Annotated in this window: 21 protein-coding genes and 1 tRNA gene; 6 read left to right on the top strand and 16 right to left on the bottom strand. The window is 54.7% G+C overall.

Going from position 1 to position 24,138, the window contains the following annotated elements:
- Positions 1–90: 90 nt before the first annotated feature.
- The 7 genes from VNZ60_RS03365 to VNZ60_RS03335 form a co-directional block, all read right to left on the bottom strand.
- On the bottom strand, positions 91–348 hold the full coding sequence (locus VNZ60_RS03365; protein ID WP_325656999.1) for a PAAR domain-containing protein: 258 nt from the start codon (positions 346–348) through the stop codon (positions 91–93).
- 21 nt (positions 349–369) lie between these two features.
- Positions 370–1,446: a DUF6708 domain-containing protein gene (locus VNZ60_RS03360; RefSeq protein WP_325656998.1), complete on the bottom strand. Its 1,077-nt coding sequence runs from the start codon at positions 1,444–1,446 to the stop codon at positions 370–372.
- A 19-nt stretch (positions 1,447–1,465) separates the two neighbouring features.
- A complete protein-coding gene (locus VNZ60_RS03355; RefSeq protein WP_325656997.1) occupies positions 1,466–2,533 on the bottom strand; it encodes a DUF6708 domain-containing protein in 1,068 nt (355 codons plus the stop codon).
- Positions 2,534–2,536: 3 nt separating this feature from the next.
- Entirely contained in the window at positions 2,537–5,029 is a 2,493-nt protein-coding gene (locus VNZ60_RS03350; protein WP_325656996.1) for a T6SS effector BTH_I2691 family protein, read from the bottom strand.
- Positions 5,029–5,928, bottom strand: coding sequence for a DUF4123 domain-containing protein (locus VNZ60_RS03345; protein ID WP_325656995.1), 900 nt, complete (start codon positions 5,926–5,928; stop codon positions 5,029–5,031). Before VNZ60_RS03345 ends, VNZ60_RS03350 begins: the two co-directional genes overlap by 1 nt.
- A gap of 28 nt (positions 5,929–5,956) precedes the next feature.
- Positions 5,957–8,437 carry a type VI secretion system Vgr family protein gene (locus tag VNZ60_RS03340; RefSeq protein WP_325656994.1) on the bottom strand — a complete coding sequence of 827 codons (2,481 nt, stop codon included), beginning with the start codon at positions 8,435–8,437 and terminating at the stop codon, positions 5,957–5,959.
- A gap of 180 nt (positions 8,438–8,617) precedes the next feature.
- Positions 8,618–9,109: an Hcp family type VI secretion system effector gene (locus tag VNZ60_RS03335; protein ID WP_325656993.1), complete on the bottom strand. Its 492-nt coding sequence runs from the start codon at positions 9,107–9,109 to the stop codon at positions 8,618–8,620.
- 578 nt (positions 9,110–9,687) lie between these two features.
- Here VNZ60_RS03335 and VNZ60_RS03330 point away from each other — a divergent pair.
- Together VNZ60_RS03330 and VNZ60_RS03325 are read left to right on the top strand one after the other, a co-directional pair.
- Entirely contained in the window at positions 9,688–9,966 is a 279-nt protein-coding gene (locus tag VNZ60_RS03330; protein ID WP_325656992.1) for a type II toxin-antitoxin system Phd/YefM family antitoxin, read from the top strand.
- Complete coding sequence (locus VNZ60_RS03325) at positions 9,966–10,286, top strand: type II toxin-antitoxin system RelE/ParE family toxin (RefSeq protein WP_325656991.1); 321 nt, start codon at positions 9,966–9,968, stop codon at positions 10,284–10,286. Before VNZ60_RS03330 ends, VNZ60_RS03325 begins: the two co-directional genes overlap by 1 nt.
- A 118-nt stretch (positions 10,287–10,404) precedes the next feature.
- On the opposite strand, the gene VNZ60_RS03320 is transcribed toward VNZ60_RS03325, so the two are convergent.
- The 9 genes from VNZ60_RS03320 to VNZ60_RS03280 form a co-directional block, all read right to left on the bottom strand.
- Positions 10,405–10,494 (bottom strand) — tRNA-Ser (locus VNZ60_RS03320).
- Positions 10,495–10,641: 147 nt separating this feature from the next.
- Complete coding sequence (serS, locus tag VNZ60_RS03315; protein ID WP_325656990.1) at positions 10,642–11,943, bottom strand: serine--tRNA ligase; 1,302 nt, start codon at positions 11,941–11,943, stop codon at positions 10,642–10,644.
- 106 nt (positions 11,944–12,049) lie between these two features.
- Positions 12,050–13,054: a peptide ABC transporter ATP-binding protein gene (locus tag VNZ60_RS03310; RefSeq protein WP_325656989.1), complete on the bottom strand. Its 1,005-nt coding sequence runs from the start codon at positions 13,052–13,054 to the stop codon at positions 12,050–12,052.
- Complete coding sequence (gene dppD, locus VNZ60_RS03305) at positions 13,051–14,088, bottom strand: dipeptide ABC transporter ATP-binding protein (protein WP_325656988.1); 1,038 nt, start codon at positions 14,086–14,088, stop codon at positions 13,051–13,053. The genes VNZ60_RS03310 and dppD overlap by 4 nt, the downstream gene beginning before the upstream one ends.
- An 11-nt stretch (positions 14,089–14,099) precedes the next feature.
- Positions 14,100–15,029: an ABC transporter permease subunit gene (locus tag VNZ60_RS03300; RefSeq protein ID WP_325656987.1), complete on the bottom strand. Its 930-nt coding sequence runs from the start codon at positions 15,027–15,029 to the stop codon at positions 14,100–14,102.
- Positions 15,026–16,036, bottom strand: coding sequence for an ABC transporter permease subunit (locus tag VNZ60_RS03295; protein ID WP_325656986.1), 1,011 nt, complete (start codon positions 16,034–16,036; stop codon positions 15,026–15,028). Before VNZ60_RS03295 ends, VNZ60_RS03300 begins: the two co-directional genes overlap by 4 nt.
- Before the next feature lie 140 nt (positions 16,037–16,176).
- Positions 16,177–17,784 carry an ABC transporter substrate-binding protein gene (locus tag VNZ60_RS03290; RefSeq protein WP_414648766.1) on the bottom strand — a complete coding sequence of 536 codons (1,608 nt, stop codon included), beginning with the start codon at positions 17,782–17,784 and terminating at the stop codon, positions 16,177–16,179.
- Positions 17,785–17,909: 125 nt separating this feature from the next.
- Positions 17,910–19,298: an aminopeptidase P family protein gene (locus tag VNZ60_RS03285; protein WP_325656985.1), complete on the bottom strand. Its 1,389-nt coding sequence runs from the start codon at positions 19,296–19,298 to the stop codon at positions 17,910–17,912.
- A 185-nt stretch (positions 19,299–19,483) separates the two neighbouring features.
- Positions 19,484–20,098, bottom strand: coding sequence for a helix-turn-helix domain-containing protein (locus VNZ60_RS03280; protein WP_325656984.1), 615 nt, complete (start codon positions 20,096–20,098; stop codon positions 19,484–19,486).
- A gap of 367 nt (positions 20,099–20,465) precedes the next feature.
- Between VNZ60_RS03280 and VNZ60_RS03275 the strand changes: the two genes are divergently transcribed.
- The 4 genes from VNZ60_RS03275 to VNZ60_RS03260 are packed head-to-tail and all read left to right on the top strand — an operon-like array spanning position 20,466 to position 24,136.
- Entirely contained in the window at positions 20,466–21,302 is an 837-nt protein-coding gene (locus tag VNZ60_RS03275; protein ID WP_325656983.1) for a transporter substrate-binding domain-containing protein, read from the top strand.
- Between the two features lie 48 nt (positions 21,303–21,350).
- On the top strand, positions 21,351–22,019 hold the full coding sequence (locus VNZ60_RS03270) for an amino acid ABC transporter permease (protein WP_325656982.1): 669 nt from the start codon (positions 21,351–21,353) through the stop codon (positions 22,017–22,019).
- 2 nt (positions 22,020–22,021) lie between these two features.
- Entirely contained in the window at positions 22,022–22,792 is a 771-nt protein-coding gene (locus VNZ60_RS03265; protein ID WP_325656981.1) for an amino acid ABC transporter ATP-binding protein, read from the top strand.
- 57 nt (positions 22,793–22,849) lie between these two features.
- Positions 22,850–24,136 (top strand): NAD(P)/FAD-dependent oxidoreductase, encoded by a 1,287-nt coding sequence (locus VNZ60_RS03260; protein ID WP_325656980.1) that lies wholly within the window; start codon positions 22,850–22,852, stop codon positions 24,134–24,136.
- The last annotated feature ends 2 nt before the right edge of the window (positions 24,137–24,138 follow it).

The raw sequence follows: 24,138 nt of genomic DNA, 5'->3' as shown, positions 1-24,138 counted from the left end.
ACGCCGGGGGACGGCGTTGGGAGGCAGTGCTTACCCGCCATTTTAGGTTTCTGCTTTATACGCTGCGATTTCCGACCACAACTTCCTGGCTTACAGAGATGAAATGAGTGTCGCCCCGCATGCGGTCGAATCGCCGTGATAGGCGACGGCTTTGCCGTGATGCATGCGAGTGCTGTTCGCCGGCTGGATGGCGAACTTGCCTTTGCATTGAGGGCAAGTCGTCATGTCGCCTTCCAGGGCTACTGCTATTCCCATTGCTTTAAAACTGTCGCTGGCGGTAATCACTTCACCGCCATGCGAGGTCTTGTCGCCTAGGCGGATTACGCCACGGTCGTGTTCGTCTTTCATATCGGTTCCTCTCAAATTCGCTTAGATCTTAGGTGGAACGTCTTCTGCCCAAAGAGAAGCATTAGCCGCGCCATCTTTTTCACCATGCCAGTTGTCCATTTCCATTTTCGGGTCGTAGGGATAGTCGTGCCGCTCCTGTGCCAGAGCAGTTTCTGCCCAGCCAACTGGCGTGTCGCCACGCGGTTGGTTGTAAGCATCATCAATTGCGACGTTGCTGACTTGTTCTACCGATTTTGGCCAGGTGGGTTCGCGACAGGTCCAGAGCGCCATCAGGCGATGACTCGTCAACAATAAAATAAACGGCATCATGATGATGCGATAGGTCGCACTGGCGCGCATGCCGAAGTCGTACATGCAAAACAAAAAGCTTTCGCGGATACTTTCATGCTCGCTAAAAAACAATGCAGGCTTAGGCAGATCTGCCGGCCCCTGCTTCATATACCAGCACCAGTAGTTCCATTGGGACAGCAGTCCTTGCAGATTAGCGCGACCTTGCCATTCCCGGCCTATGGCAAAGGCACTTACCACATTGCCCTTGTCATCGACCGAATAATGGCGAATGTGATAGCAATTACTGTTATTGCTTGATCCTTTGTGTATGCAAAAGATGGATTTTTCATTCCACGGGACTTCCCAGGTAATGTCGCCTTCGCCTGGCTTTGCAAAGAAGCGCCGCCGCCGTATCGTATAGATCTTTTGCTGTTCTCGGTTGAAACGGATCGGGCGGCGCTTGAGCGCGAAAAATTCGTCACGGCCGAATTTGAAGGCGACGTAGCCAAAAGCGATGATTCCCAAAAAAAGAACCAAACAAGGAAAAATCAATCCAGCAACCATTTTTTCTGGAGGATGCCGAAGCATGTATCCCACGAGCCATAAAGGTGCTGCGACGCCCAGGCACGCGGTAAGTACTCCCCCTGCCTGCCATTGCCGATCTCTATACGGTTGATCCGTTACGTCCATGTAAGTCGAATTGATCCGAAAGGTGGTGGCAGTATCTTTACACTCCGGCCCAACTAATTTATCAATAGGCAATCGATGCCACATATCCCATTCGGGAATTGGAAGGCCTGCTTGGTATCGAAATACGCGTTCATCCATGTGAAATTTTCATTGCCACTCAAATTTTCGGTGGTATGTCTTTTGCCCATAACGACGCATTGGCGGCACCATCCTGTTCACCAATCCAGCTACTAATTTCCTTTTTCGGGTCGAAAGGATAGTCGTGACGTTGCTGTGCCAGAGCGGTTTCACCCCAGCCTACCGGAGTGGTGCCACGTGGTTGATTGAACGCATCATCGGCAGCGATATTGCTGACGGTTTTCACTGCATTAGGCCAAACTGGAGCGCGGCAAGTCCAGAGTGCCAATAATCGAAAGCTCGTCATCAGCAGGATGAACGGCATCATAATCATGCGAAACACTGGACTGGCTCGAGTGCCAAAATCGTACATGCAAAACAAAAAACTCTCACGCACACTTTCATTTTCGCTAAAAAATAGTGGTGGTTTGGGAAGGTCAGCAGGGCCTTGGTTCATATACCAGCACCAATAATTCCATTGAGATAATACCCCCTCCAGATTGGCGCTTCCCACCCATTCTCGTCCAATAGAAAACGCGCGTACTACGTTACCATTGTCGTCGACGTCATAGCACCGAATATGATAGCAATTTTGGTTGTTGCCAGATCCTTTATGGATACAGAAGATGGATTTTTCGTTCCAAGGCACGTCCCAGGTGACATCGCCTTCTCCTTGTTTTGCAAAAAAGCGACGCCGCCGTATTGCGAATATTTTTTTCTGTTCCCTATTGAAACGAATGGGGCGACGTTTGAGCGCAAAAAATTCGTCGCGACCGAATCTAAACGCTGCGTAACCGAAAATTAAAATCACTCCTAGACAAAATAAATCACCAAGTAGATCTCCCGCATCTGGGAATATGAATCTTGTTTCATACTCCATCCAAAATCCCATGACAACACCAACCACTGCAATGAGGACCCCTCCCGCTTGCCATTGCCGGCTTCCATGCGGCTGATCCGTCACATCCATGTAGGTCGAATTGATCTGGAAGATGGTACCGGTGTCCTTACACTCTGGTCCGACCGGTTTGTTTATCGGAAGTCGATGCTGCAGATCCCACTCTGGGATTGGTTGACCTACCTTATACAGAAATACGCGTTCGTCCATAGCTTAAGCTCCTACAGCATGGTTATAAGCTTTTAACTCAGCATCAAAGTCGTGGTAGTGTTCACTTTTGCCGAAGTGGCAGCGCGAAATCCATGTTTTGAGGAGCCCACTGCTGACTAGTGCAATCACTATGCCGACTATTACTGATAATATTAACAAAGGCCAGAAAAGTGATCCAATGGCAAGCCATGCGACAAGGGCGATGCCAACACCTAAGACACCATTAAGTCTATATAGCCATCCCAGCGTTTTATTCCCGTCAGAAAACGCATCCGGTGCGTTCTTCAAGATATCAAAGAGTCCGAGAGCCATCCCTGCTGCAGCTCCGATACAACGGGCGGCCTTGGCATATTTTGCCGCATTTTCAACGTCTACCGCCCACTGCTGACGCAGAAACACGGCGAGAGGATGTGTCGCCGATTTTTCGACTGTCGAACCAACGGTGTCGACGATCGTTGCACCCAAGCTGACCACGGCTAGAGCTGCTTTGGTTCGAGTCTCCGTGGCATTGAATTGGTCATTGTTGGCCCAGTCTTGGGTCGCAAATCCCAATGCTACTAGCTGGATCAACGCGGTTACAACGCCAAGATGGAATTCCCGTGGCGCGGAAGAGCCGAGCCATTTTTGGGTCGCATCGATACCAGGTAATTTTATAGATTTGATGCTCCCGGATGCAATTCGCCCCTCCTGCTCGAGTTTCGCAATGTCCAATTCATAGGCTAGTAGCTTGTCATCAGTGGGGAGTTTTTTAACGTTGCTCTTTGCTTCCTTGTATGCGTCGGCCCTAGTTTGCGTTCTATTGGTATCAAGATCAATGTGCTGAGTTTTGGCTTGTTCAATCGCCCATTTTGCAAGATCACTTGCGCTCATATTACTGGCTTTGATAGTGACACCGCCGAGCATACTGAGGTGTACCAAGGCCAATTGCCGCGCGACTGTATAAGTACTTCGATTAATTGCTCTGATGACGACATTTCCTGTAGCTAGCGCCAATCGGTCAATTAACTTTAAAGTGTATTTTGGGTCTAACCGCTCCAACGCTCGCTTGTATAAATTGAGGACATTTTCAAATTGGAAATCGCTACCTTTGAGGTGTGGTTCTGTTGCCGCAATGATGTCGTTCTGGTTAAATAACAATCCTCTGCTATACAAGTTGCGAATATCTGATAACTTCGGACTATTAAGCCAGAACAAAAGCTGGTCTTTGCATAGATCGGTTGAGACGCCCTTTCCAATACATTGAGCAACTGACTCACTGTAAGCATAACCACTGCATATATCGTTTTTGTCATGCACACCGTCCATCCACTTTCCTAATTGATCACTTTTGAGCCAATCGACATGCGCTTTGATCAATTTATCTAAAGTAGGTTTGAAAACTTCAATGGCGGCGTCGTATTGTGCCGGAAATGTCTTTTTCCACTGATTCTCGTCAAGGAGCGCTTTACCGTTCTCGGTCGTTAATTCTTCCCAAGCCTTATCCTCGGCTTCCTTTTGACGGCCAGGTAATTTCTGCTGGCGGAGTTCCTCTTCACGCTTATGTTTTTCTTCGACGCGGCGCGAGCCTCCCTTGGTGAACAAAGCGGTGAACATATCTGAGTACGCCGTACCTTCGGCGGTATAGGCATCTGCCGTTCTATCGTCGTCGATAATGCTGTTCCGAGCTTTCGTGCGCACACTTTGCTCCGTCCCCTCTAGCAAATCAGCCACCATTTTTGCTTGATACATTTTCTCGTCGAATCCGGAGTCAAGGCCAGGTAAAGTCAATTCGCTTAGATCGTTGGTAATGCCGACTGGATCATTGACTGCGACGATAAAGCCTTTTTTATGGGGCTCCTGTGTCCCCATGATGTCGGCCATCTTTGGCCCTAATTTATGTTGTCGAGCTTCCGCAATGGTCGGCGTATTGCTATACGCAAAAGCTTTGCGCATAGCGTCGGAATTTATGCCGAAGTGCGCAACTTTACTGTAATTCGCTTTGAATTCTGCTGCATGCGCGGCCTTTTCTTCTAGCATCGCTGGCACGTTGACACATTGCATGTGGGTTTTGCGCCAGTTGGGATCCTCTGCATTTTTAATTAGAGCAGGAGTCCATACAACGCTTGTCCAGCCGATCCATAAGTTAGTTGCCAAGTCGCCGGGTGAATGGACAATATCGACACATTTAGCGCGTACAACTTCACCGGTGTCGACGCATGAGAATGGCACCATTTCTGGCTTCGGCGGGAGGTGTTCAATAGGGAAGTTCCAAAGATATCCCGATGCCGTCACCATATAAGCTTTCAAGCGCTTACGTTTCTCGTCATAGGTGTACAGGTAGCCAGCCCGCACGGCGCGCAACGTATATTTAGCCGTCCCTATATCTTGCGGTGCGCCTTCTATCTTGAAATTACCAGATAAGGCTGGCACACCGGAGGCGCCGGCGGGGCAAGCGACTGCATAACGGACCGGGTAGATCAACAAACCTTTTCGGTCACAAAAATCACATTTAAGCATTAAGCTGCTCCGGTTGGTAGTTGGGTCCACTGAGATTGTTGGTTCAGCACCCTGTGATCGTCGGAATCAAGGAGGGCTTGGAGATCCGACCAGGAGATTTTTCCATGCACAAGGTCAGTCCATGCTGTGTCGAGTTTTGGATGACGCAGGAAGGCATCGCCGTAGCGCACGCTGTACAGTGCGTATTCGGCCAATTCATCGGCATCCGTCAGCTTCAAATGCTGTTCACCGTTTATCAGAGCAATATCAATCCCCCTCTGGCAACGCAGACACTCTGAGGGAAGCATGGCACTCTGTTTGTTTGACACTATTTGCATTTGCAAAAGGACGTGCGCTACAAGTCGACTATGATTGAGACTGTTCCATTGCTTTCCGGTTGGCCAGGCTGATTTGCATCCGCCCAGCGGATCGATTTCGCGTCCAGGTCCAGATACGCTCCACCAGTGTTCGCACCATGGGAATCTCCAGCTGGTAATCGGTCCTAACAAAGCTTCTTTTTGTACCGGTGAAAACAATGTCATCGCTAGTGAAAATACACGTGGGTCGTAGTAACGCCAGAAGACGAAATCACCTTCAGAGTCAGGGCCAACGAGAAAGCGAGCAACATGACGTGCCAGTGCATCGATATCTGTGGAGCTGTCCAGCCACGCACAGATGACGGGTGGCCTGTTACCGGTGGTCTCACGCAGTAATGCCAAAGTCACGTCATCCTGCTGCTCTGGTGAGAGTGACGCCACATCGATCAATCGAGGCATGAGGTCGTCCGCGTTTGACAGCAATCCCGGCGTGCAGCGCAGCATCGGCAACGGTTCTGCAAACGTTTCATCGTCGATATTGGATGCATCGATCAGCAGATAGCCGTTGCGGATGACTTCGCCTGGGGGAGAGATACTTTGCATTAGCGCATTTCGTAAGCAGATTGATCGATCAAGCCAGCGGCACGGAAGCAGCGCCAGACTGTGCTGCGCCCGCCGTTTGCGAAGGGCATAGCTTGGAGCCGGGGAATTGCGCAGGTTTGCTTTGCGGGCCCATGGTCTGGTGGTTGGCGGCATGGACCTCGTGCGCACCGCTGGTAAATCCGGTGATGCCGTCGCTGATCACGAATTCGCTGCCGCCGCCGTTCAGGCGTATGCCTTTTTTCGCCTTGAGATTGATCCAGTCCTGCGTACTGATGATATCGACCACCTTCTGCGCCAGCAATTCCATGCTGTCGTTTTGCGCCTGGATCTGTACCTTGCCGCTGGCAGCGATGAGCTTGATACCGAGCTTGTAAGCGAGGATGGAGACTTTTTCGGCGACGCTGACGAAGAACGATTTTCCCGCCGCCACGGACACGTGACTGCCCGCCGTCAGCGCTGTATGTTCCGCGCTGGCGATATGGGTGGAGGCGCCCGAAGTGGCTTCGATGCCGCTCGGACTTGCCAGCACCAGGTGCGGTTCTGACAGCTCGGGGAATTTATCTGCGCCGCCACTGCCCTTGATCGCATCATTCTGCGATTTGATGGCCTTGGCGACGTCGCTCTGGTCCGCACCTTTGTCTTGCGCCTGGTGTTCTTGCGCCAGGTTAGCCAGGCTTTCCTGCGTGCTGCGGGCCTGGGTCAGGCGCGACACGGTCTCGCCCATGTCGGTGATGTGGGCGGCCGCCTTCGGTCTTGCTTCAGTGGTGAGCAGTAATCCTTCGGCAGATCTCACTACGCCATGGCCGTCAGTTCTCAGCTCAAACCCGTTTCCGCGCGCGTCCTGGCGGCCGGCATTGTTTTCAATGCGAGTGATGCTGCCTAAGGAAATTTGGCTGTCCAGATGATCGCTGCGGAGCTGCGTTTGTATTTTCGCATTGGAGTCGTCGAAAATCAGGTGCCCGCTTCTGCCGCCCGGTGTATTGCCGCCATTGGGTGTCAATTCCCGGCTACGGATGCCGGACAGCGCACTTTGCGTAGGCAAGGCCCACGATGGCATGTTGTTCTGGCTGGCCACAGAGCCGGTGATGATGGGCCGATCGCAATTGCCATCCAGCCATTGCACGATCACTAGCTGACCGATGCGCGGAATGGCGACGAAGCCCTGATCGGCGCCGGCCCAGCCGCTGGCAACCCGGATCCAGGCGGAACTGTCCTGGTCGTTCTTGCCGACGCGGTCCCAGTGGAACTGGACTTTCACGCGGCCAAAATTGTCGACGTGCAGATTCTCGCCTGAAGGGCCAACTACGGTGGCCGTCTGCAAACCATAGATGCGAGTTTCTTCGCTGTTGTAGCCGCGCCCCGGGCACCAGGGAATTTTCTTGCGGATGCATGTCAGCCGGTTCGAATAGGCTGGCGCGGCATCGGCGTTTTGCAGGTAGTTATTGGTAGCGCTGTGCTCGACGCTGATGATCAGGAATTCATGATCCTGTTCTCCGCTCTGTTTATCGTTGTGTGGCGACCAGTCTTCGGAAAAGTGCCCAGTCAGCCGGAAAGTCCGCCCGGGTTGCGCGTAACGGTTGTTGCCGGCGCCATCGAAAGTTTTTGCAATGGCTTCCTGTTCTTCCATTCTCACGCGACTGAGGCGATCGCCATCCTGGCCGTTGGCGAAACCATAAGCGCCCGCATATTCGTAGGACTCCACTGCCGGTACCGCCCCCTGCTTGTTGAGCGTAGGGACGCTGGCTTCTTGTGGACGCGGGTTCTTGAAGTCAAAACTTCTGACGGCAACCGTCGATATGGAAAACTGTCGCACCGGCGACCAGTCGGAAATAGCGTCTTCCTCGATTGCGCCGGCGTGGCGCTGAAATGGAATTTCGGCCTTGCCGTCTATTGGTTCGGCATAGGTAGAGTCATCCGACAGCTTTAAGGTGTGGCCTTTAGCTGTATGCTCAAAGTGATAATGCCAGCCTAGATTTTCCCAGTGGCGATGGACAAAGTTACTGTCGCTTTCGTCGAACTGAAATATTTCGGTAACGACTGCGTCAGCATGATTCAGCTTGCAATCCCATGCGGCATACGCGCCATAATCGGCAAACACGTGGGCGCTTAAATCCTGCAGAGACAACTGATGAAAAATGTAATTGTCTTTGCGCGATTTCAGATACGTCAGCCACGGCACCAGATGCGCCTCGTAAAAGGCGAAGCTGCCGTCGGTACGCTTGAAGCGGAAACTCTCGACGTAGCCGGTGAAGAAACGGGTGCTGCCGTCCCCCCGTACCAGTTCTACGCAAAGCAATTTCCCCATCATCGATTTCAGAGGGATGTTTGCGTCATCGCTCAATAGCTCAACGGTGTAGGAAAAATCGCGGCTCAGGGCTTCGCTGGCATCCAGGCGATTGACTAACAGCTCAGCTTTCGGGGCGTCATTATTCGCAAACGAGAGGCGCAAAATTCGGTTGTGCTGGCGATTCTGGGCCAAGCTTCGCAGCGTTTTAATGGCGTCAGCCATGCAGATCCTTTACACACGACATTGCCACATAGCAAAACCATGTAAGTTTAACAAATAATGCGGGGGAGCAGTTGATAGATCGCAGTGATGGCGCAGGACGGTAGCGTACAGTCAAAATGATCATTGCTAAAAAGAACCGCAGCGTCGAAACGCCACGGCTCTTCTTATCGGCGCAGCGAGTTACACGACCTTGTTGGTCGACAAATCCCATCCGCCAGAGGTATTGCCGCCTGAGCCACCACCGATTTTCTGTTGTACGTATTTCCATTTGACCTGGGAGTATTTCAGGCTCACGCTTTCGGTCATGACACTGCCTTCTGTCACCGATGGCGTCACATCGGAGATCAGCAGGTTGGTCAGTTCGATTGTGAAATATGTGATGCGGTCACCCTTACCATCAGCGCGTAAAAACTCAAACGTCGCCTTAGGAATGGTCTTGCCTGATGAGCAGTTTTGCAGCAACAGTGGTGTCGCCAAATCCGCAATCTTGGTAATCACAATGTCCTTGTGCTCACAACGCTCGGCAGTGTGGCCGCCTCCGGTGGATGCAGTAGCCGACTTCGGCTGCAGCACTTCCCATTGGACCGATTTGCACTCGATCCAATCCTTGTGAGCGCTGTCTGTAGATTCGCCCTTAATGCCGTCGATTTGCAGATAAACGTCAATTGCCATAGTGATGCCCTTAATGAAATAAGAAAAATATGATTAACAGTGGAAACGCTGCTGTTAAATGGAGAGAAGACTGAGGGAACGGAATACACTTTTTAAAGTGATACGCACCCTACACGATCGAGCATTGTTGTGTAACTGTCAAAATTGTCAGGTGTCAACAGTAAAAAACACCGTTATCAAACGACAATCTTGCAAACTGGAAACGTGACGCCTAGCGACTCTATCACTAGAGTAGGTGACGAGTATCTCGATGAGAAAAGATTAACGTTTTTTTACATTTAATGTTGTATTGAGGCAACATTCGCTTACCGTGTTCATGCACCTGCCGTTTCCACTCGTAGTTATAATTTTCAGATTTGTAAAAAACCAAGTGCTATGCCATTGAATAAGATCGCTCTCGCTTGCCCGCATAGCAGCGAAGCCGTCAGGCGTGATGCATGACACGCCGTAGTCCCAATATTTTTGGTATCCCTGAATGTGACACCTACTTTATTCCCTCAAGCAGGATAGGCGTCAACTATTGACTCCAACTGAATTAAGCCCTAAATTTGGGTCTACTCATGTAAAGAGAGGTCGTCATGCCGTCCGTCGCCAACATCAAGTCCATCTCTTATCTGAAAAGCCATGCTGCCCAGATTTCCGAAGATCTGGAATTGAATGGAAATCCATTCGTCATCACGCAAAATGGTGAGGCCAGCATGGTGATTGAAAGCGTCAAACATTTTCAGGAAAAAGAAGAGCTCATTGCAGCGCTGAAAATCATCGCCTTGGGTGAAAAAGATCGCCTGCAGAGCAAAGGGATCACCGCAGACAAGTCTCGGGCACAACTTCGTGCTGTCCGTCAAAGCCGCAAATAATGGCCGTCATCATTCTTCCCGATGCGCAAGAGGACTTGCTTTCACTTCAGGAGTACATGCTTGACAAGTGGGGGGAGGTCGAATGGCTGAAGGCCGAGGACGAGATTTTTGAAAAACTTGAAAAGGTTGATGCCAAGAGCTACCCAGGCACTGCTATAAAAGAGTTGGCGTCGGTTGGCATCTTTGAATACCAGAACGTTTTTACATCGCATCACAAGCTCGTCTACCGACGAATTGACGATGACATCTATGTGTACGTCGTCGCAGGGCATAGGCAGGATTTCGCTACTCTGCTGATGAAGCGATTATTGAAAAAGTGATTCTCAATGGGTGTGGAATGATAGGCAGGACATGCAAATTTGAATTTGATGTCGATTTGATGGTTAAAACAAAAAACCCCTTGATTTCATAATGAAATCAAGGGGTTTTTGCTAATATTGGCGGAGAGGGTGGGATTCGAACCCACGGTACGATTTAACGTACGCTTGATTTCGAGTCAAGTACATTCGACCACTCTGCCACCTCTCCGGTTTCGGTCGACTTGCTGTGTTTAATGCAGCAAAGCGCAAGATTATAGCAGACTCTTTTTGACTATGGAACGTCTTTTTATTGACACCATTCTACGAAAAATGCCGACGTCCATATCCTGCAAAATAGTCTTTTCAAATCAGCTACTTATGCACTCAGCCTGGTAATGCCGCCCATGTACGGATGCAGCACCGCCGGGATTTCGACGCTGCCGTCTGCCTGCTGATAATTCTCCAGCAATGCAACCAAGGTGCGTCCGACCGCCAGGCCGGAACCGTTCAGCGTATGCACCAGCTCGGTCTTGCCTTGGGCGTTGCGGAAACGGGCTTGCATGCGGCGCGCCTGGAACGCCTCGACGTTGGAGACCGAGGAAATTTCGCGGTAGGTATTTTGCGCCGGCAGCCATACTTCCAGATCGTAGGTCTTGGCTGCGCCGAAACCCATGTCGCCGGTGCACAAGGACACCACGCGATACGGCAGGCCGAGTTTTTTCAGGATATTTTCGGCGTGGCCGACCATTTCTTCCAGTGCTTCGTATGATTTTTCCGGATGCACGATTTGCACCATTTCGACTTTGTCGAACTGATGCTGGCGAATCATGCCGCGGGTGTCGCGGCCGTAGCTGCCGGCTTCCGAACGGAAACACGGCGAGTGCGCAACCATCTTGATCGGCAACGTTTCACCGGCAACGATTTCGTCGCGCACGATATTGGTGAGCGGCACCTCGGCCGTCGGAATCAGGTACAGCGCGGCATGGTCGGCGCCCTGCTCGCCTTCCTGGCCACCTTTTTTCACTGCAAACAAATCTTCTTCAAACTTCGGCAACTGGCCGGTGCCGCGCAGCGAATCGGCGTTGACGATGTAGGGTGTATAGCATTCGGTATAGCCGTGTTCGGCGCCGTGGGTGTCCAGCATGAACTGGCCCAGGGCGCGATGCAGGCGGGCGATGCCGCCCTTCATGACGGCAAAACGCGAACCGGTGAGCTTGGCGGCGACGTCGAAATCCAAACCATGCATGGCGCCCACATCGACGTGATCGCGCACTTCAAAATCGAAGCTGCGCGGCGTGCCGACTTTGCGCATTTCGACGTTGCCTGTCTCGTCAGCGCCGACCGGGACTGTTTCGTGCGGAATATTCGGCACCGCCAGCAAGAAGGTGCTGACCTGCTCTTGCACCTGGTCCAGCTTGGTTGCGGACGCCTTCAATTCATCGCCGATACCGGCCACTTCCGCCATCACGGCCGAAGCGTCTTCGCCGTTGCCTTTCAGCATGCCGATTTGCTTGGACAGCGAGTTGCGCTGCATTTGCAATTCTTCAGTACGGGTCTGGATTTGCTTGCGCTCGGCTTCCAGCGCGTTGAAGCCGTTGACGTCGAGCTGGAATTTGCGCGCCGCCAAACGGGCGGCGACTGTAGCAATGTCTTTACGAAGAAGTTGGATGTCGATCATGGGCTTAGGAGACTTAGGGTAAATAGACGGAAAATTAAGCCGCCATTGTACCAAGCCCAGCCAGCCGCCGATATGCCCAAAGGCAGATCGGCGGCTAGTCAGCCACTCAGGAGATCTCGGCTACCCGATGGCAAGCCACCAAACGGCCGTCAAACGGCTGCAATAGCGGCACCTCTTGCCGGCAGCGTTCGATCGCATATGGGCAACGATTGTTAAAACTGCAACCAGGCGGCGGCGCCAGCGGCGACGGCAACTCCCCCGGCAACATCATTTTTTGCTGGCGCTGGGCCGGATCGATGCGTGGCGTACTGGCCAGTAAAGCCTTGGTGTAAGGATGCAGCGGCCGGCTGAACACTTGCTGCTTGCTGCCGTGTTCGACGGTTTTTCCGAGATACATCACCAGCACGTCGTCGGCAATATGTTCGACTACTGACAGATTGTGCGAGATAAACAGATAGGCAACGCCGCTGGCTTGCTGCAAATCCATCAGCAGGTTCAGCACCTGGGCCTGGATCGAGACGTCGAGCGCGGACACCGGTTCATCGGCCACGATCACCTTGGGGTCCAGCATCAAGGCGCGCGCGATCGCCACCCGTTGCCGCTGACCGCCGGAAAACATATGCGGATAACGGCCGTAGTGCTCCGGCCGCAAACCGACCTTGGCCATCATCGCCTGCGCCTTTTCGGCGCGCTGACTGTGATTCAATCCGGTATTGATGATCAGCGGCTCTTCCAGCATCTGGCCGACTTTCTTGCGCGGATTCAAGCTGGCATAGGGATTTTGAAACACCATCTGCACCAGCGGCCGCACCCGTTTCAACGTAGCGCGATCGGCATCGGCGATGTTGGCGCCATCCATCCACAATTCGCCGCCGGTGGGCGGTTCGATCATGGTGATCTGACGCGCCAGGGTCGATTTGCCGCAACCGGATTCACCCACTACTGCCAGCGTCCTGCCCGGTTCAAGCTGGAAGGAAACGCCGTCCAGCGCACGCGCCGTCGCTTTCGGCTTGAACAAACCTTGCGATACGCTGTAGTGCTTGACCAGGCTTTTTGCTTCGAGCAAAACCACGCGGTTGGCGATTTCGTTGATAGTTGAACTCTTCATCATGCAACCCCACTGCTGAGCATTGGATCGGGTGTTTTGCGGGATATTTCTGACCAGCCGTTAGTCGGCTGACCGGCATGATCTAGCGGAAAATGGCAGCGCACTTGCTGCTGCGCCACGCCCAGCAACTCGGGCCGGACCTGGCGGCAACGGTCTTGCGCATAGGCGCAGCGCGGGCTGAGCAGGCAACCGCTGGGCCGGTCGTACTGGCCGGGCACCACGCCAGGAATGGTTTGCAAACGTGCACGGCCGATATTGTGTTCCGGCAGCGCCGCCAGCAACGCCTGTGTATAAGGATGCTTGGGGGCGTTGAAAATATCCGGCACGCGGCCGGTCTCCACTACCTGCCCGGCATACATCACCATCACCCGCTGCGCAGTCTGGGCGACGACGCTCAGATCATGGGTGATCAGCATCAAGGCCATGCCGCGGTCGCGCTGCAGTTGCAGCAACAGCTCCAGCATTTGCGCCTGCACCGTGACATCCAAAGCGGTGGTCGGCTCATCGGCAATCAACAAGCGCGGATTGCAGGCGATCGCGATCGCCACCATCACCCGTTGGCTCATGCCGCCCGATAATTGATGCGGATAGGCGTCCAGGCGCCGCTCCGGATCGGGGATATCGACTTGCTTCAAGAGCGCCAGCGCTTTCGCCCGCAACGCCTTGCCGGAGCCGCCCTGGTGCACGCGCAGGGTTTCCATCAATTGATAGGCCACCGTGTAAGACGGATTCAGGCTGGTCATCGGATCCTGGAAGATCATCGCGATATCCTTACCCAGCAAGCCGCGCCTTTCCTTGTCCGGCATGGTCAACAGATCGCGGCCATCGAAAGCCATGCGCTCGCCCTTGACCCGGCCCGGGTAGTCGATCAAACCCATCAAGGCCAGCGAGGTGACGCTCTTGCCGGAGCCTGACTCGCCGACGATGCCGATCACTTCGCCGGCCTCGACTTCAAGGTCGAGGCCGTCGACGGCGGTGAATGGTGCTGCCGTCGAGCCGAATTCGACTCTCAGGTTTTTAATTTCTAGCAATGCCATGTGGGTACGCTCTATCGTTTCAGTTTAGGGTCAAGCGCGTCGCGCAAGCCATCGCCCATCAGGTTGAACGCCAATACCGAGATCAGGATCGCCAGCCCGGGGAAAGTCACTACCCACCAGGCGCTCTGGATGAACTCCATGGCGCTGGCCAGCATCGAACCCCATTCAGGCGTCGGCGGCTGCGCGCCCAGCCCCAGGAAGCCCAGTGCGGCGGCGTCCAGGATCGCTTCGGAAAAGCCGAGAGTGGCCTGCACGATCAAGGGCGCCAGGCAGTTCGGCAAGACGCAATTGAACATGATGCGCAAGGGACCGGCGCCGGCGATGCGCGAGGCGTTGACATAGTCGCGCGACATTTCGCCGATGACGGCGGCGCGGGTCTGGCGCGCATAGTGCGGCATCATCACGATCGCAATCGCATACATCGCATTCATCAGGCCAGGCCCCAGAATCGCCACCACCGCTACTGCCAGCAGCAGGCTCGGCAAGGCCAGCATGACGTCCATCAGGCGCATGATCGCAGTCTCGACCACGCCACGGAAGTAGCCGGCCGCCAGCCCTAGCAAAATACCGATGGCGAGCGAAAGCGTGACCGACACCAGGCCGATGATCAGCGACAGCCGGGCGCCGTGGATCAGACGCGACAGCATGTCGCGCCCGACCGGGTCGGTGCCGAGCAGGAATTTGCTGCTGCCGCCCACCTGCCAGGCCGGCGGCACCAAGGTCGCATCGCGGAATTGTTCGATCGGCGAATGCGGTGCGATAAAGTCAGCGAACAAAGCCGCCAGCACCATCACGATGATGATGGCGAGGCCGATCACCGCACCCCGGTTCTGGCTGAAATACGACCACAGTTCGCGTGCCGGATGCGGTGGCGCGGCAGCGGGGGTAGCCGGTGCGTTGACCGAGGCCGGACTTGTTTGAGTAGGATTGACGTTATTCATGAGCCATGCCGGATACGAGGATTGATCACGCCGTACAACAGATCGACGATCAGATTGACAACGATGATGATGGTGGCCGACAGCAGAATCCCGCCCTGCACTACCGGATAATCGCGGCGTTGGATTGCCGCCACCAGCCATTTGCCGATGCCGGGCCAGGAAAAGATGGTCTCAGTCAGGATCGCGCCGGCCAGCATCACGCCAACCTGCAAGCCGATCACCGTGATCACCGGGATCAGCGCATTGCGCAAGGCATGCACCACTACCACCCGGCTGCGCGACAAGCCTTTGGCGCGCGCGGTACGGACATAGTCTTCGCGCAGCACTTCCAGCATCGCCGAACGCGTCATGCGGGCAATCACCGCCAGCGGGATGGTGCCGAGCGCAATCGTCGGCAGGATCAGATGCGAGACCGCGGATTTGAAGACGCCGCTATCGTCGGCCAGCAGACTGTCGATCAGCATGAAGCCGGTTACCGGCGGCACGTCGAACAGGATATCGATGCGACCGGAAACCGGAGTCCAGCCCAGCGTCACCGAAAACAGCAGGATCAGCAGCAAGGCCCACCAGAATACCGGCATCGAATAACCGGTAAGCGACACGCCCATGACTGAATAGTCGAACACGGTATTGCGTTTCAGCGCCGCCAGGATACCGGCCGGCACGCCGATTATCAGCGCAAACAGCATCGCGCAAAAAGACAGTTCCAGGGTTGCCGGAAACAGGGTCTTGAATTCGCTCAGGACCGAAGTATGGGTCATGATGGAGACGCCCAGGTCGCCCTTGAAGACATTGCCCAGATAATTGAAATACTGCATGTAAAGCGACTGATCGAGGCCCAGCTCATGCGCCATTTGCGCATAACGCGCAGGGTCCATGCCGCGCTCGCCGGTCATGGCTTCGACCGCGTTGCCCGGGATCAGATGTATCAATAAAAACACCAGCAGCGTGATGCCGAGAAAGGTCGGAATGACCAGACCGACACGGCGCAGGAGAAATCCAAACATTGGCGCGTACCTGTTCGAAGAAAGATGACAGCAACATGATTGCCGTCGGTTGTTTTGATATCTATTGATATCGGTAAATTTAAGCCGCCCCTACACGCAGTAGCGGCGGCCTAAGATCAGAACAAAAATCAGACCATGGCTTACTTGGCCAGATCGACCTTCTCAAAGTGATGGTGAGCAAACACCGCCATCTTGAAGCCGACTACCTCTTTACGCACCGGCGTGAAGCGAACCGAGTGCGCCAGATCGATCCAAGGCGCTTCTTCGTGCACGATGACCTGTGCCTGTTCATACAACTTGGCGCGTTCATCCTGCTTCGGCGTCAGCTTGGCTTTCTGGATCAGCGCTTCGTAATCCTTGTTGCACCAGCGCGCCGTATTGCCACCGCCTTTGACGCCTTCGCAGCTCAGCAATGGTCCGAAGAAATTATCCGGATCGCCGTTGTCGCCGGACCAGCCGAACATCATCGAATGCTGGTCGCCCTGCTTGCTGCGCTTCAGGTATTCGGTCCATTCGTAGGTGGTGAGCTTGGTCTTGACGCCGATTTTTGCCCAGTCAGCCTGGATCAGCTCAGCCATGCGCTTGCCGTCCGGATTGTAGGGACGGGTGACCGGCAGATACCACATTTCCACTTCAACGCCATTTGGATAACCAGCCTTGGTCAACAACTCCTTGGCCTTGACCGGATCGTAGACGTAGTCCTTGATCTTGTCGTTATAGCCCCACAGGGTTGGCGGAATCGGGTTCTTTGCTGCCTGGCCTGCGCCTTGGTAAACCGTCTTCAGAATGGTTTGCTTATCCACCGCCATATTCAGCGCCTGGCGCACCAGCTTGTTATCGAACGGTTTTTTCTCGACATTGAAGGAGATGTAGCCGATGTTCAAGCCTTCCTTGGTCATCATCTTGATCGACGGATCGGCTTTCATCAATTCGATGTCAGCCGGTTTCGGGTACGCCATGACCTGGCATTCGTTAGCCTTGAGCTTGGCGTAACGTACCGAGGCGTCAGGCGTGATGGCGTAAATCAGGCTGTCCAGCTTGGGACGGCCGTCCCAGTAGGCGTCGAACGCCTTGTAGCGTATCACCGCGTCTTTTTGGTAGGACACGAACTGGAACGGACCGGTGCCGATCGGCTCACGGTCGATCACTTCCGGCGTGCCGGCCTTCTTCATCGTGTCGGCATATTCGGCCGACAGGATAGAGGCGAAATCCATGCCCAGGTTGGCGATAAACGCGGCTTCCGGATGCTTCAGCTTGAACACCACGGTGCTGTCATCGGTTTTCTCAACCTTGTCGACGATCTTGTCCATACCCATGTCGAGGTAGTAGCCGAAACTCTGGCCGGCGGCTAGCTTATGGAAGGGATGATTGGCGTCGCCCATGCGGTTGAACGAAAACAGCACATCGTCGGCGTTGAAATCGCGGGTCGGCTTGAATTTTGCGCTGCTGTGGAATTTGACGCCCTTGCGCAGCTTGAAGGTATAAGTCATACCATCGTCGGAGACGGTCCAGGATTCTGCCAGGCCGGGCAGGATCTTGGTGGTGCCCAGTTCGAATTCGACCAGGCGGTTATACATAGGCACCGACGACGCATCGAAGGTGGTGCCGGTAGTGTACAGCTGGGGGTTGAAACCTTCCGGGCTGCCTTCCGAGCAAAACACCAGGGTCTTGGCCGCTGTCGCGTAACCGGCAGTGGCGCACAAGACGGCGAGCAGCGCGGCCTTGGCAATCATTTTTCTTTTCATCATAGGTCTCTTTCCTTAGGTTATGGTGAAACTGATCCATTTAACAACAATTCACAAGGTCAACACAAGCTTGAATGTACAACGTCTATGGCCGCTTGCAACATCCGTTTGCAATATCGCTATTTACTTCAAGCCGACATCAACGCCTCGATCTCGGCACAGGTTTTAGGAATCGCCGGCCCCAGCACTCTTGCCCCTGAACTGGTCACCAGCACATCGTCTTCGATGCGGATGCCGCCAAAACCCATGTGCTCGACAAACTTTTCATAGTTGATCAAGCTGCTGTGGCGCGCTTCCGCCTGCCAGCGCTGGATCAAGGCTGGAATGAAATACATGCCTGGCTCCACCGTCACCACCATGCCTGCGCGCAAAGGTTTTGCCAGGCGCAGATTGCGCAGGCCAAACAGTTCGCTACGGCTGACACTGGCGTCGTAACCAACCCGGGTTTCGCCCAAGCCTTCCATATCGTGCACGTCCAACCCCATCTGATGACCCAAGCCATGCGGGAAGCAGATGGCGTAGGCGCCGGATTCGACCACCTGCTCCGGGCTGCCATAAAAAAATCCAAGCTTGGACATCGCCGCGACCATGTGCCCGGCGGCTAGTTTATGTACCTCGAGATAGGAGACACCCGGCCGCATGGCGGCAATCGCCAGCTGCTGTGCGGCCAGCACTATTTCGTACAGGTTGCGCTGGCGTTCGCTGAAACGGCCGCCGACCGGAAAGGTGCGCGTAATGTCGCTGGCATAACCCAAAGCGCTGGAAGCGCCGGAATCGTTCACCACCAGATCGCCCGCCTGCAAACGATTCTTGTGATCGCGGTTATGCAAAATCTCGCCGCTGCGGGAAAAAATCATCGGATAGGCGTTTTGCAGATCATGGCTGCGCATGACGCCCTCCATCGCCGCCACCACCTGGTATTCAAAGACATCCGCCTTGGCCAATTGCATGGCGGAGATATGCATGTCGCGCGTCACGCTAAGGGCGTTTTCGATTTCTTCGATTTCTTCTTCGCCCTTGATTTCACGCAGCGCAATCACAGCTGCCATCAGGCTTTCGGAAGCGCCGGCCTTACATTGCTCTGGGGTGCAATCCAGCAGGCTGGCCAGTTCAAGCACGGTTTCGCCGCGATACGGCGGCAGGTAATGAATCGTACGGCCCTGGCGACGCGCCTGCGCCAGTACTTCGGCCAGTTGCCGATACGGCTGCACCGATGTGATGCCTACTGTCTCGGCGCGCTGCGCCAAAGAAGAAGTCGGCCCGACCCAGATCACATCGTCGAGGCTGGGATCGTCGCCGAACAGGATCTCGCTATCGGCGTCGATATCGATCAGCGCCGCCAGTTCAGGCTGGTTCAAACCGAAGAAATAAGAAAACGATGAATCCTGGCGAAACCAGTAATGGTTATGCAAATAGTTCATGGAGACATCGGTATTGCCGGGCAACAGCAGCAGGCCGGAAGCAAAGCGCTGCTTCAGCTGGCCTCGGCGCTGGGCGTAGATGGCGGGCTTAAACATGTTGCTCCACACGGGACATTTGCTTGATTATGATTTGATCCATCGCTTGCTCCATCCCTACTCCGTTGCGCTGTCATTACTGACACCATTGTTCAAGTTCACTGCTCAGCTTCACGACAGCACCAGCAAGCGTCGCGTTTTGCAAATGCAAAAATCATGCCATACGCCAACATCCATTCGGCGCATCAAAAAAATTCGGTCCCGCGCAACAGCTGCTCCTGCTCCTCGGATAGCGGCGATTGCGGACCGTCGAACAGCGCCACGGTGCCGACCCAGATCACCTCCGCCACTTCATTTTCGTGCGGTAGCGATTCAATGCTGTGCGGGATATTGGCGTCGAAATGCAGGCTGTCGCCAACATTCAGTACATAGCTGTCTTTACCTACCGTGTAGCCGATTTGTCCGCTCAGCACAAAGATCATTTCATCGCCTTCGTGCGAGACCATCTCCGATTTGTAACCGGATGGCATGGTGAACTTCACCGAATGCACCTGGCTGCCGGGGAATACCGTCGATAGTCTTTCGTATTTGACGCGGCCGCTGGCGACCGAATACGGTTGCCGCTGGCTGCGATAGGTGTCTGGCCGCAATTGCGCAGGTTGTTTGATCAGATCGCCAATGGCCACGCCCAGCGCCTTGGCGATCACCACCAGCGAGGTAATCGAGGGACTGGTCTGGCCGCGCTCAAGCTGCGAAATAAATCCTGCGGTCAATCCGGTTTCGGTCGCGACTTGCACCAGCGTCTTCTTGATAGCATGACGCCGCGCGCGGATCGACCTCCCCAGCTGTGGCATTTCCATTGTTTCTGTCTCCGGCCTGTACCAGGTCGTTTCTTGTATTTATTACTTCCAAATCGATCAGCGCGATCTTGGTCGCATTGATTCAAGAGTAATTTTTTAATATTTAGCTTTATTACGGCGGCCATTAGCGCCGCGACTTCATTGGTTGAGCGTCGGAAATTATAGTCACACTACAATTTGAGTCAAGCTACTTTTTCAGATTAGCTTAGAACGTGGAGTGAAGCCGATCTCTCCATACCGCGCACAATGGGCCTCAATCTTGCTTAGGAATGACAGGCGGCAGATGCATTTTCGGGTGACTTTACACTTCAAACCGAGTATTTTCAGATGTAGTTTTCCCAGCCAACCTCAACTCAAGAAGACAGACATGCATATCAATCGACGCAACTTCATCGCTCAAACCATTGCTGTTGGCTCATTGGCAGCAGTCGGTTCGACCTTTGCCCAGGAACCGGAGTCAACCGCCGCCAGGATCAAGCGCACCGGCAAGCTGCGCATGGGGGCGATTAACGGCGCCTCGCCGTATTTCACCAAGGACCTGGCGACCAGTGAATGGCGCGGCTTCATGGTGGACCTGGGGCGCGATCTTGCCAAGTATCTGAAAGCTGAGGTTGAATGGGTTGAAACAACCTGGGGCAACGCCGTGCTGGACGTACAGACCAATAAAATCGATTGCCAGCTGGGCATGGCGCCCTCCCCGGCGCGGCGCGAAGTGGTTGATTTTTCTAATCCGATTTTCCAGAACTACAACACGGTGGTCGCCAAGAAGGGCTTTAATTTTGAACACTGGGAACAGCTCAACTCACCCAACGTCAAGGTAGCGGTCGATGTCGGTTCGAGCCACGATCAGCTGGTTACCAGGATCTTGCCAAAGGCGAATATCCTGCGCTTTGAAACTTCCGCCGCCGCCACCATGGCGCTGCAATCCGGCCGGGTCGATTGCCAGGTACTGGTGATTCTGCTGTCGACCGCGCTGCTGACCAAGCTGCCTAACATCGGCCATATCGTCTTCCCCACCCCGGACGAAACCAATCCAACCAATGTCGGCATCCGCAAACAATCCGACCAGACTTTCACCAAGGCCGTGAATGCCTGGCTGGAGCAAGCCAGGGCCTCAGGAAAGGTGAAAAACGCCATCCTCTCCAATATGCAAACCCTGGTCGGCGTACCGCCGAGCGCTTTTCCATCCCAAGTTCATTTTTAAGCTGAGTTAGTTAAGCCGAATCAAGTTGAATTAAGCTGAGGGGCAGGCATGTATCAATGGGATTTCCATACGCTTTGGCAGTACCGGAACATCATTTTCATAGGTTTTGGTTACACAGTAGGCTACACCGTCATCGTCGTCATATTGGGGTTGCTGGTTGGCCTCATTGCGGGCCTGTGCCGGCTGTCGCCGAAGGTCTACATATCCGGGCCGTTTCGGGCTTATGTAGAACTGTTCAGGTGCACGCCGGTACTTGTGCAACTGATCTGGTTTTACTATGCGCTGCCTATCTTGACCGGCATCGAACTGACGCCAGGCATGGCGGCAGTGCTGGCGTTGACCTTATATGGAGGCGCCTTCTATTCCGAGATCATCCGCGGCGGCGTGATTTCCATCGACCCCGGGCAATCGGAAGCTGGCATGGCGTTGGGAATGACGCAATTCCAGCTGATGCGGCGCGTAGTGCTGCCGCAAGCGTTCAAGCGGATGACGCCGCCCTTGGTCAGCCAATCCATCATGCAGTTGAAAAACACCTCGCTGCTTTCAGTTCTGGCGGTACCCGACCTGCTCTATCAAGGGCAAATCATCGCCCACGATACCTATCGGCCGCTGGAAATCTACTCGCTGATCGCCGCCCTGTATTTTGCGATCCTGCTGCCGGCAACAATCCTGGCCAAGCGGCTTGAAGTAAAAATGTCTGATGGGCGGGGAGCTTAGCAATGGGCAGTGAAATGATTTCAATCCAGAATCTTAAAAAATGTTTTGGCGATAACGTCGTCTTGAAAGATATCTCCTTACAGATAAGCAAGGGCTCGGTGGTGGCAATGATCGGGCCGTCAGGATCCGGCAAATCGACCTTGCTGCGCTGCATAAATCTGCTGACGATACCGGACGCCGGCGTGGTCGATGTCGGCGGCCAGTCGATCATATTTGACGGCAAAAACACGACGCTGCCGAAAGCGCGGGACCTGGCAAAATTCCGTTCCAGGACCGGCATGGTTTTTCAGCACTTCAACCTGTTCCCGCACATGACCGTCCAGCAGAATGTGATGGAAGGCATGGTCACGGTGTTGAAAACACCGAAGCAAGAGGCGCGCGCCGTCGCCGACGCGCTGCTGCAACGGGTTGGCTTGAGCGACCGTGCAGAGGCTTATCCGAGCATGCTGTCGGGAGGACAAAAGCAACGGGTCGCGATTGCCAGGGCATTGGCCATGAAACCGGCGGTAATGCTGTTCGACGAAGCCACTTCGGCGCTGGATCCGGAACTGGTGGGCGAAGTGCTGAACGTCATACGCTCGCTGGCGGCGGAAGGCATGACCATGATCCTGGTTACGCATGAAATAGCCTTTGCAAGAGAGGTGGCCGACCAGGTGATTTTCATGCGCGACGGTGTGGTGGTCGAATCCGGGCCGCCCGCAATTGTCATCGACAATCCGCAGAAAGAAGCTACCCGCAGCTTCCTGTCGCGCTTCAAAAACAGTGTGCAATAGATTGGGCAATCGACTGGGCAATAGCGCCGCTCCTCTTCCGAATCAGAAGGAAACAGCTTGAATTCAAAAACCAGCCCGCCCGCTGCTTTGCGCGTGGTAGTCATCGGTGCGGGTATTGTCGGCGCCGCCTGCGCCATCGAATTGCTGCGCGACGGCCACGCCGTCACGCTGCTTGACCCGGGCCAGCCAGGCGGCGCACAAGCCGCCAGCTACGGCAACGCGGCATGGCTAAGCCCGGCTTCGGTGGTGCCGGTTTCCATGCCAGGTTTGTGGAAAAAAATACCCAAGTATCTGTTCGATAAAAACAGTCCGCTGACGATCCGCTGGAGCGCACTGCCATCGCTATTTCCCTGGCTGATCAGGTTCATCTGGGCCGGCGCCAGCGTGGCCCGCGTCGAAGCCACCGCGCGTGCGCTATCGGCTCTGCTCCACGATGCACCCGCCCGGCACCGCGGATTGGCGCAAGAAGCCGGTGTCGCGGATCTGATCGTGAGCAGCGGGCTGCTGTACGCCTATCCTGACCGCGCCGCCTTCGAGACGGAGGCGCTGGCCTGGCGTTTACGCCGCGACAATGGGGTGAGCTGGAAGGAGCTGGACGCACCAGCAATCCACGCATTGGTCCCCGAACTTGACCGAAAATATCAATTCGCCATTCTGCTAGAGCAAGGTGCGCACTGTGCCGATCCGGGAGCCTATGTGGCAGCGCTGGTGCGCCATGCGCTTGAGCAGGGAGCCATTCTGCAGCGTGCCAAGGCTAGCGGATTCGATTTGCAAAACGGCCGCCTGCGCGCCGTCCTTACCGACAACGGCGAACTGTCCTGCGACCGCGCCGTCATCGCCGCCGGTATTCATTCCAAGTCCTTGGCGAAATCAGCCGGCGACAAGATCATCATGGAAAGCGAACGCGGCTATCACGTCGTCATAGAAAACCCGCCAGTCAAACTGGCGGTGCCGGTGATGCCAGCCGACGCCAAAACCGGCAATACATCGACCTTAGCCGGTCTGCGCATCGCCGGACAAGTGGAGCTGACCAGAATGCAGACGGCGCCGGACTGGAGCCGGGCCGAGACACTTTTACGGCACGCCGTGGCAACCTATCCGGCGCTCGCGTCGATCATCAAAACAGCAGTCATCCAGCGTTGGATGGGGCACAGGCCGTCAACCACCGACGGCCGCCCGGTGCTTGGGCCTGCGTCCGGCTGCCAGGATGTGATTCATGCTTTTGGACATGGACATATCGGCTTGGCCTCGGGGCCTGTTTCTGGCCGGCTGGTCGCCGATTTCATCTCTGGCCGGCCCACAGTAATCGATCCAGCGCCCTATTCGGCAAAGCGGTTCCGGTGACT

It is taken from the genome of Collimonas sp. (genome assembly GCF_035566375.1).
In the GTDB taxonomy this organism is placed as follows: Bacteria; Pseudomonadota; Gammaproteobacteria; order Burkholderiales; family Burkholderiaceae_D; genus Collimonas.
Note: the sequence above shows the minus strand (reverse complement) of the source record. Positions and strands in the feature narration are given on the sequence as shown.

Excerpts from the sequence above, each read along its gene's own strand:
- VNZ60_RS03325 (WP_325656991.1), top strand. The coding sequence starts at position 9,966 with ATGGCCGTCATCATTCTTCCCGATGCGCAAGAGGACTTGCTTTCACTT.
- VNZ60_RS03265 (WP_325656981.1), top strand. The coding sequence starts at position 22,022 with ATGGGCAGTGAAATGATTTCAATCCAGAATCTTAAAAAATGTTTTGGC.
- VNZ60_RS03365 (WP_325656999.1), bottom strand. The coding sequence starts at position 348 with ATGAAAGACGAACACGACCGTGGCGTAATCCGCCTAGGCGACAAGACC.
- VNZ60_RS03285 (WP_325656985.1), bottom strand. The coding sequence starts at position 19,298 with ATGTTTAAGCCCGCCATCTACGCCCAGCGCCGAGGCCAGCTGAAGCAG.
- VNZ60_RS03330 (WP_325656992.1), top strand. The coding sequence starts at position 9,688 with ATGCCGTCCGTCGCCAACATCAAGTCCATCTCTTATCTGAAAAGCCAT.
- VNZ60_RS03310 (WP_325656989.1), bottom strand. The coding sequence starts at position 13,054 with ATGATGAAGAGTTCAACTATCAACGAAATCGCCAACCGCGTGGTTTTG.
- VNZ60_RS03355 (WP_325656997.1), bottom strand. The coding sequence starts at position 2,533 with ATGGACGAACGCGTATTTCTGTATAAGGTAGGTCAACCAATCCCAGAG.
- VNZ60_RS03350 (WP_325656996.1), bottom strand. The coding sequence starts at position 5,029 with ATGCTTAAATGTGATTTTTGTGACCGAAAAGGTTTGTTGATCTACCCG.
- VNZ60_RS03295 (WP_325656986.1), bottom strand. The coding sequence starts at position 16,036 with ATGTTTGGATTTCTCCTGCGCCGTGTCGGTCTGGTCATTCCGACCTTT.
- VNZ60_RS03270 (WP_325656982.1), top strand. The coding sequence starts at position 21,351 with ATGTATCAATGGGATTTCCATACGCTTTGGCAGTACCGGAACATCATT.
- VNZ60_RS03345 (WP_325656995.1), bottom strand. The coding sequence starts at position 5,928 with ATGCAAAGTATCTCTCCCCCAGGCGAAGTCATCCGCAACGGCTATCTG.
- serS (WP_325656990.1), bottom strand. The coding sequence starts at position 11,943 with ATGATCGACATCCAACTTCTTCGTAAAGACATTGCTACAGTCGCCGCC.
- VNZ60_RS03275 (WP_325656983.1), top strand. The coding sequence starts at position 20,466 with ATGCATATCAATCGACGCAACTTCATCGCTCAAACCATTGCTGTTGGC.
- VNZ60_RS03340 (WP_325656994.1), bottom strand. The coding sequence starts at position 8,437 with ATGGCTGACGCCATTAAAACGCTGCGAAGCTTGGCCCAGAATCGCCAG.
- VNZ60_RS03300 (WP_325656987.1), bottom strand. The coding sequence starts at position 15,029 with ATGAATAACGTCAATCCTACTCAAACAAGTCCGGCCTCGGTCAACGCA.
- VNZ60_RS03290 (WP_414648766.1), bottom strand. The coding sequence starts at position 17,784 with ATGATGAAAAGAAAAATGATTGCCAAGGCCGCGCTGCTCGCCGTCTTG.
- VNZ60_RS03335 (WP_325656993.1), bottom strand. The coding sequence starts at position 9,109 with ATGGCAATTGACGTTTATCTGCAAATCGACGGCATTAAGGGCGAATCT.
- VNZ60_RS03360 (WP_325656998.1), bottom strand. The coding sequence starts at position 1,446 with ATGGATGAACGCGTATTTCGATACCAAGCAGGCCTTCCAATTCCCGAA.
- dppD (WP_325656988.1), bottom strand. The coding sequence starts at position 14,088 with ATGGCATTGCTAGAAATTAAAAACCTGAGAGTCGAATTCGGCTCGACG.
- VNZ60_RS03280 (WP_325656984.1), bottom strand. The coding sequence starts at position 20,098 with ATGGAAATGCCACAGCTGGGGAGGTCGATCCGCGCGCGGCGTCATGCT.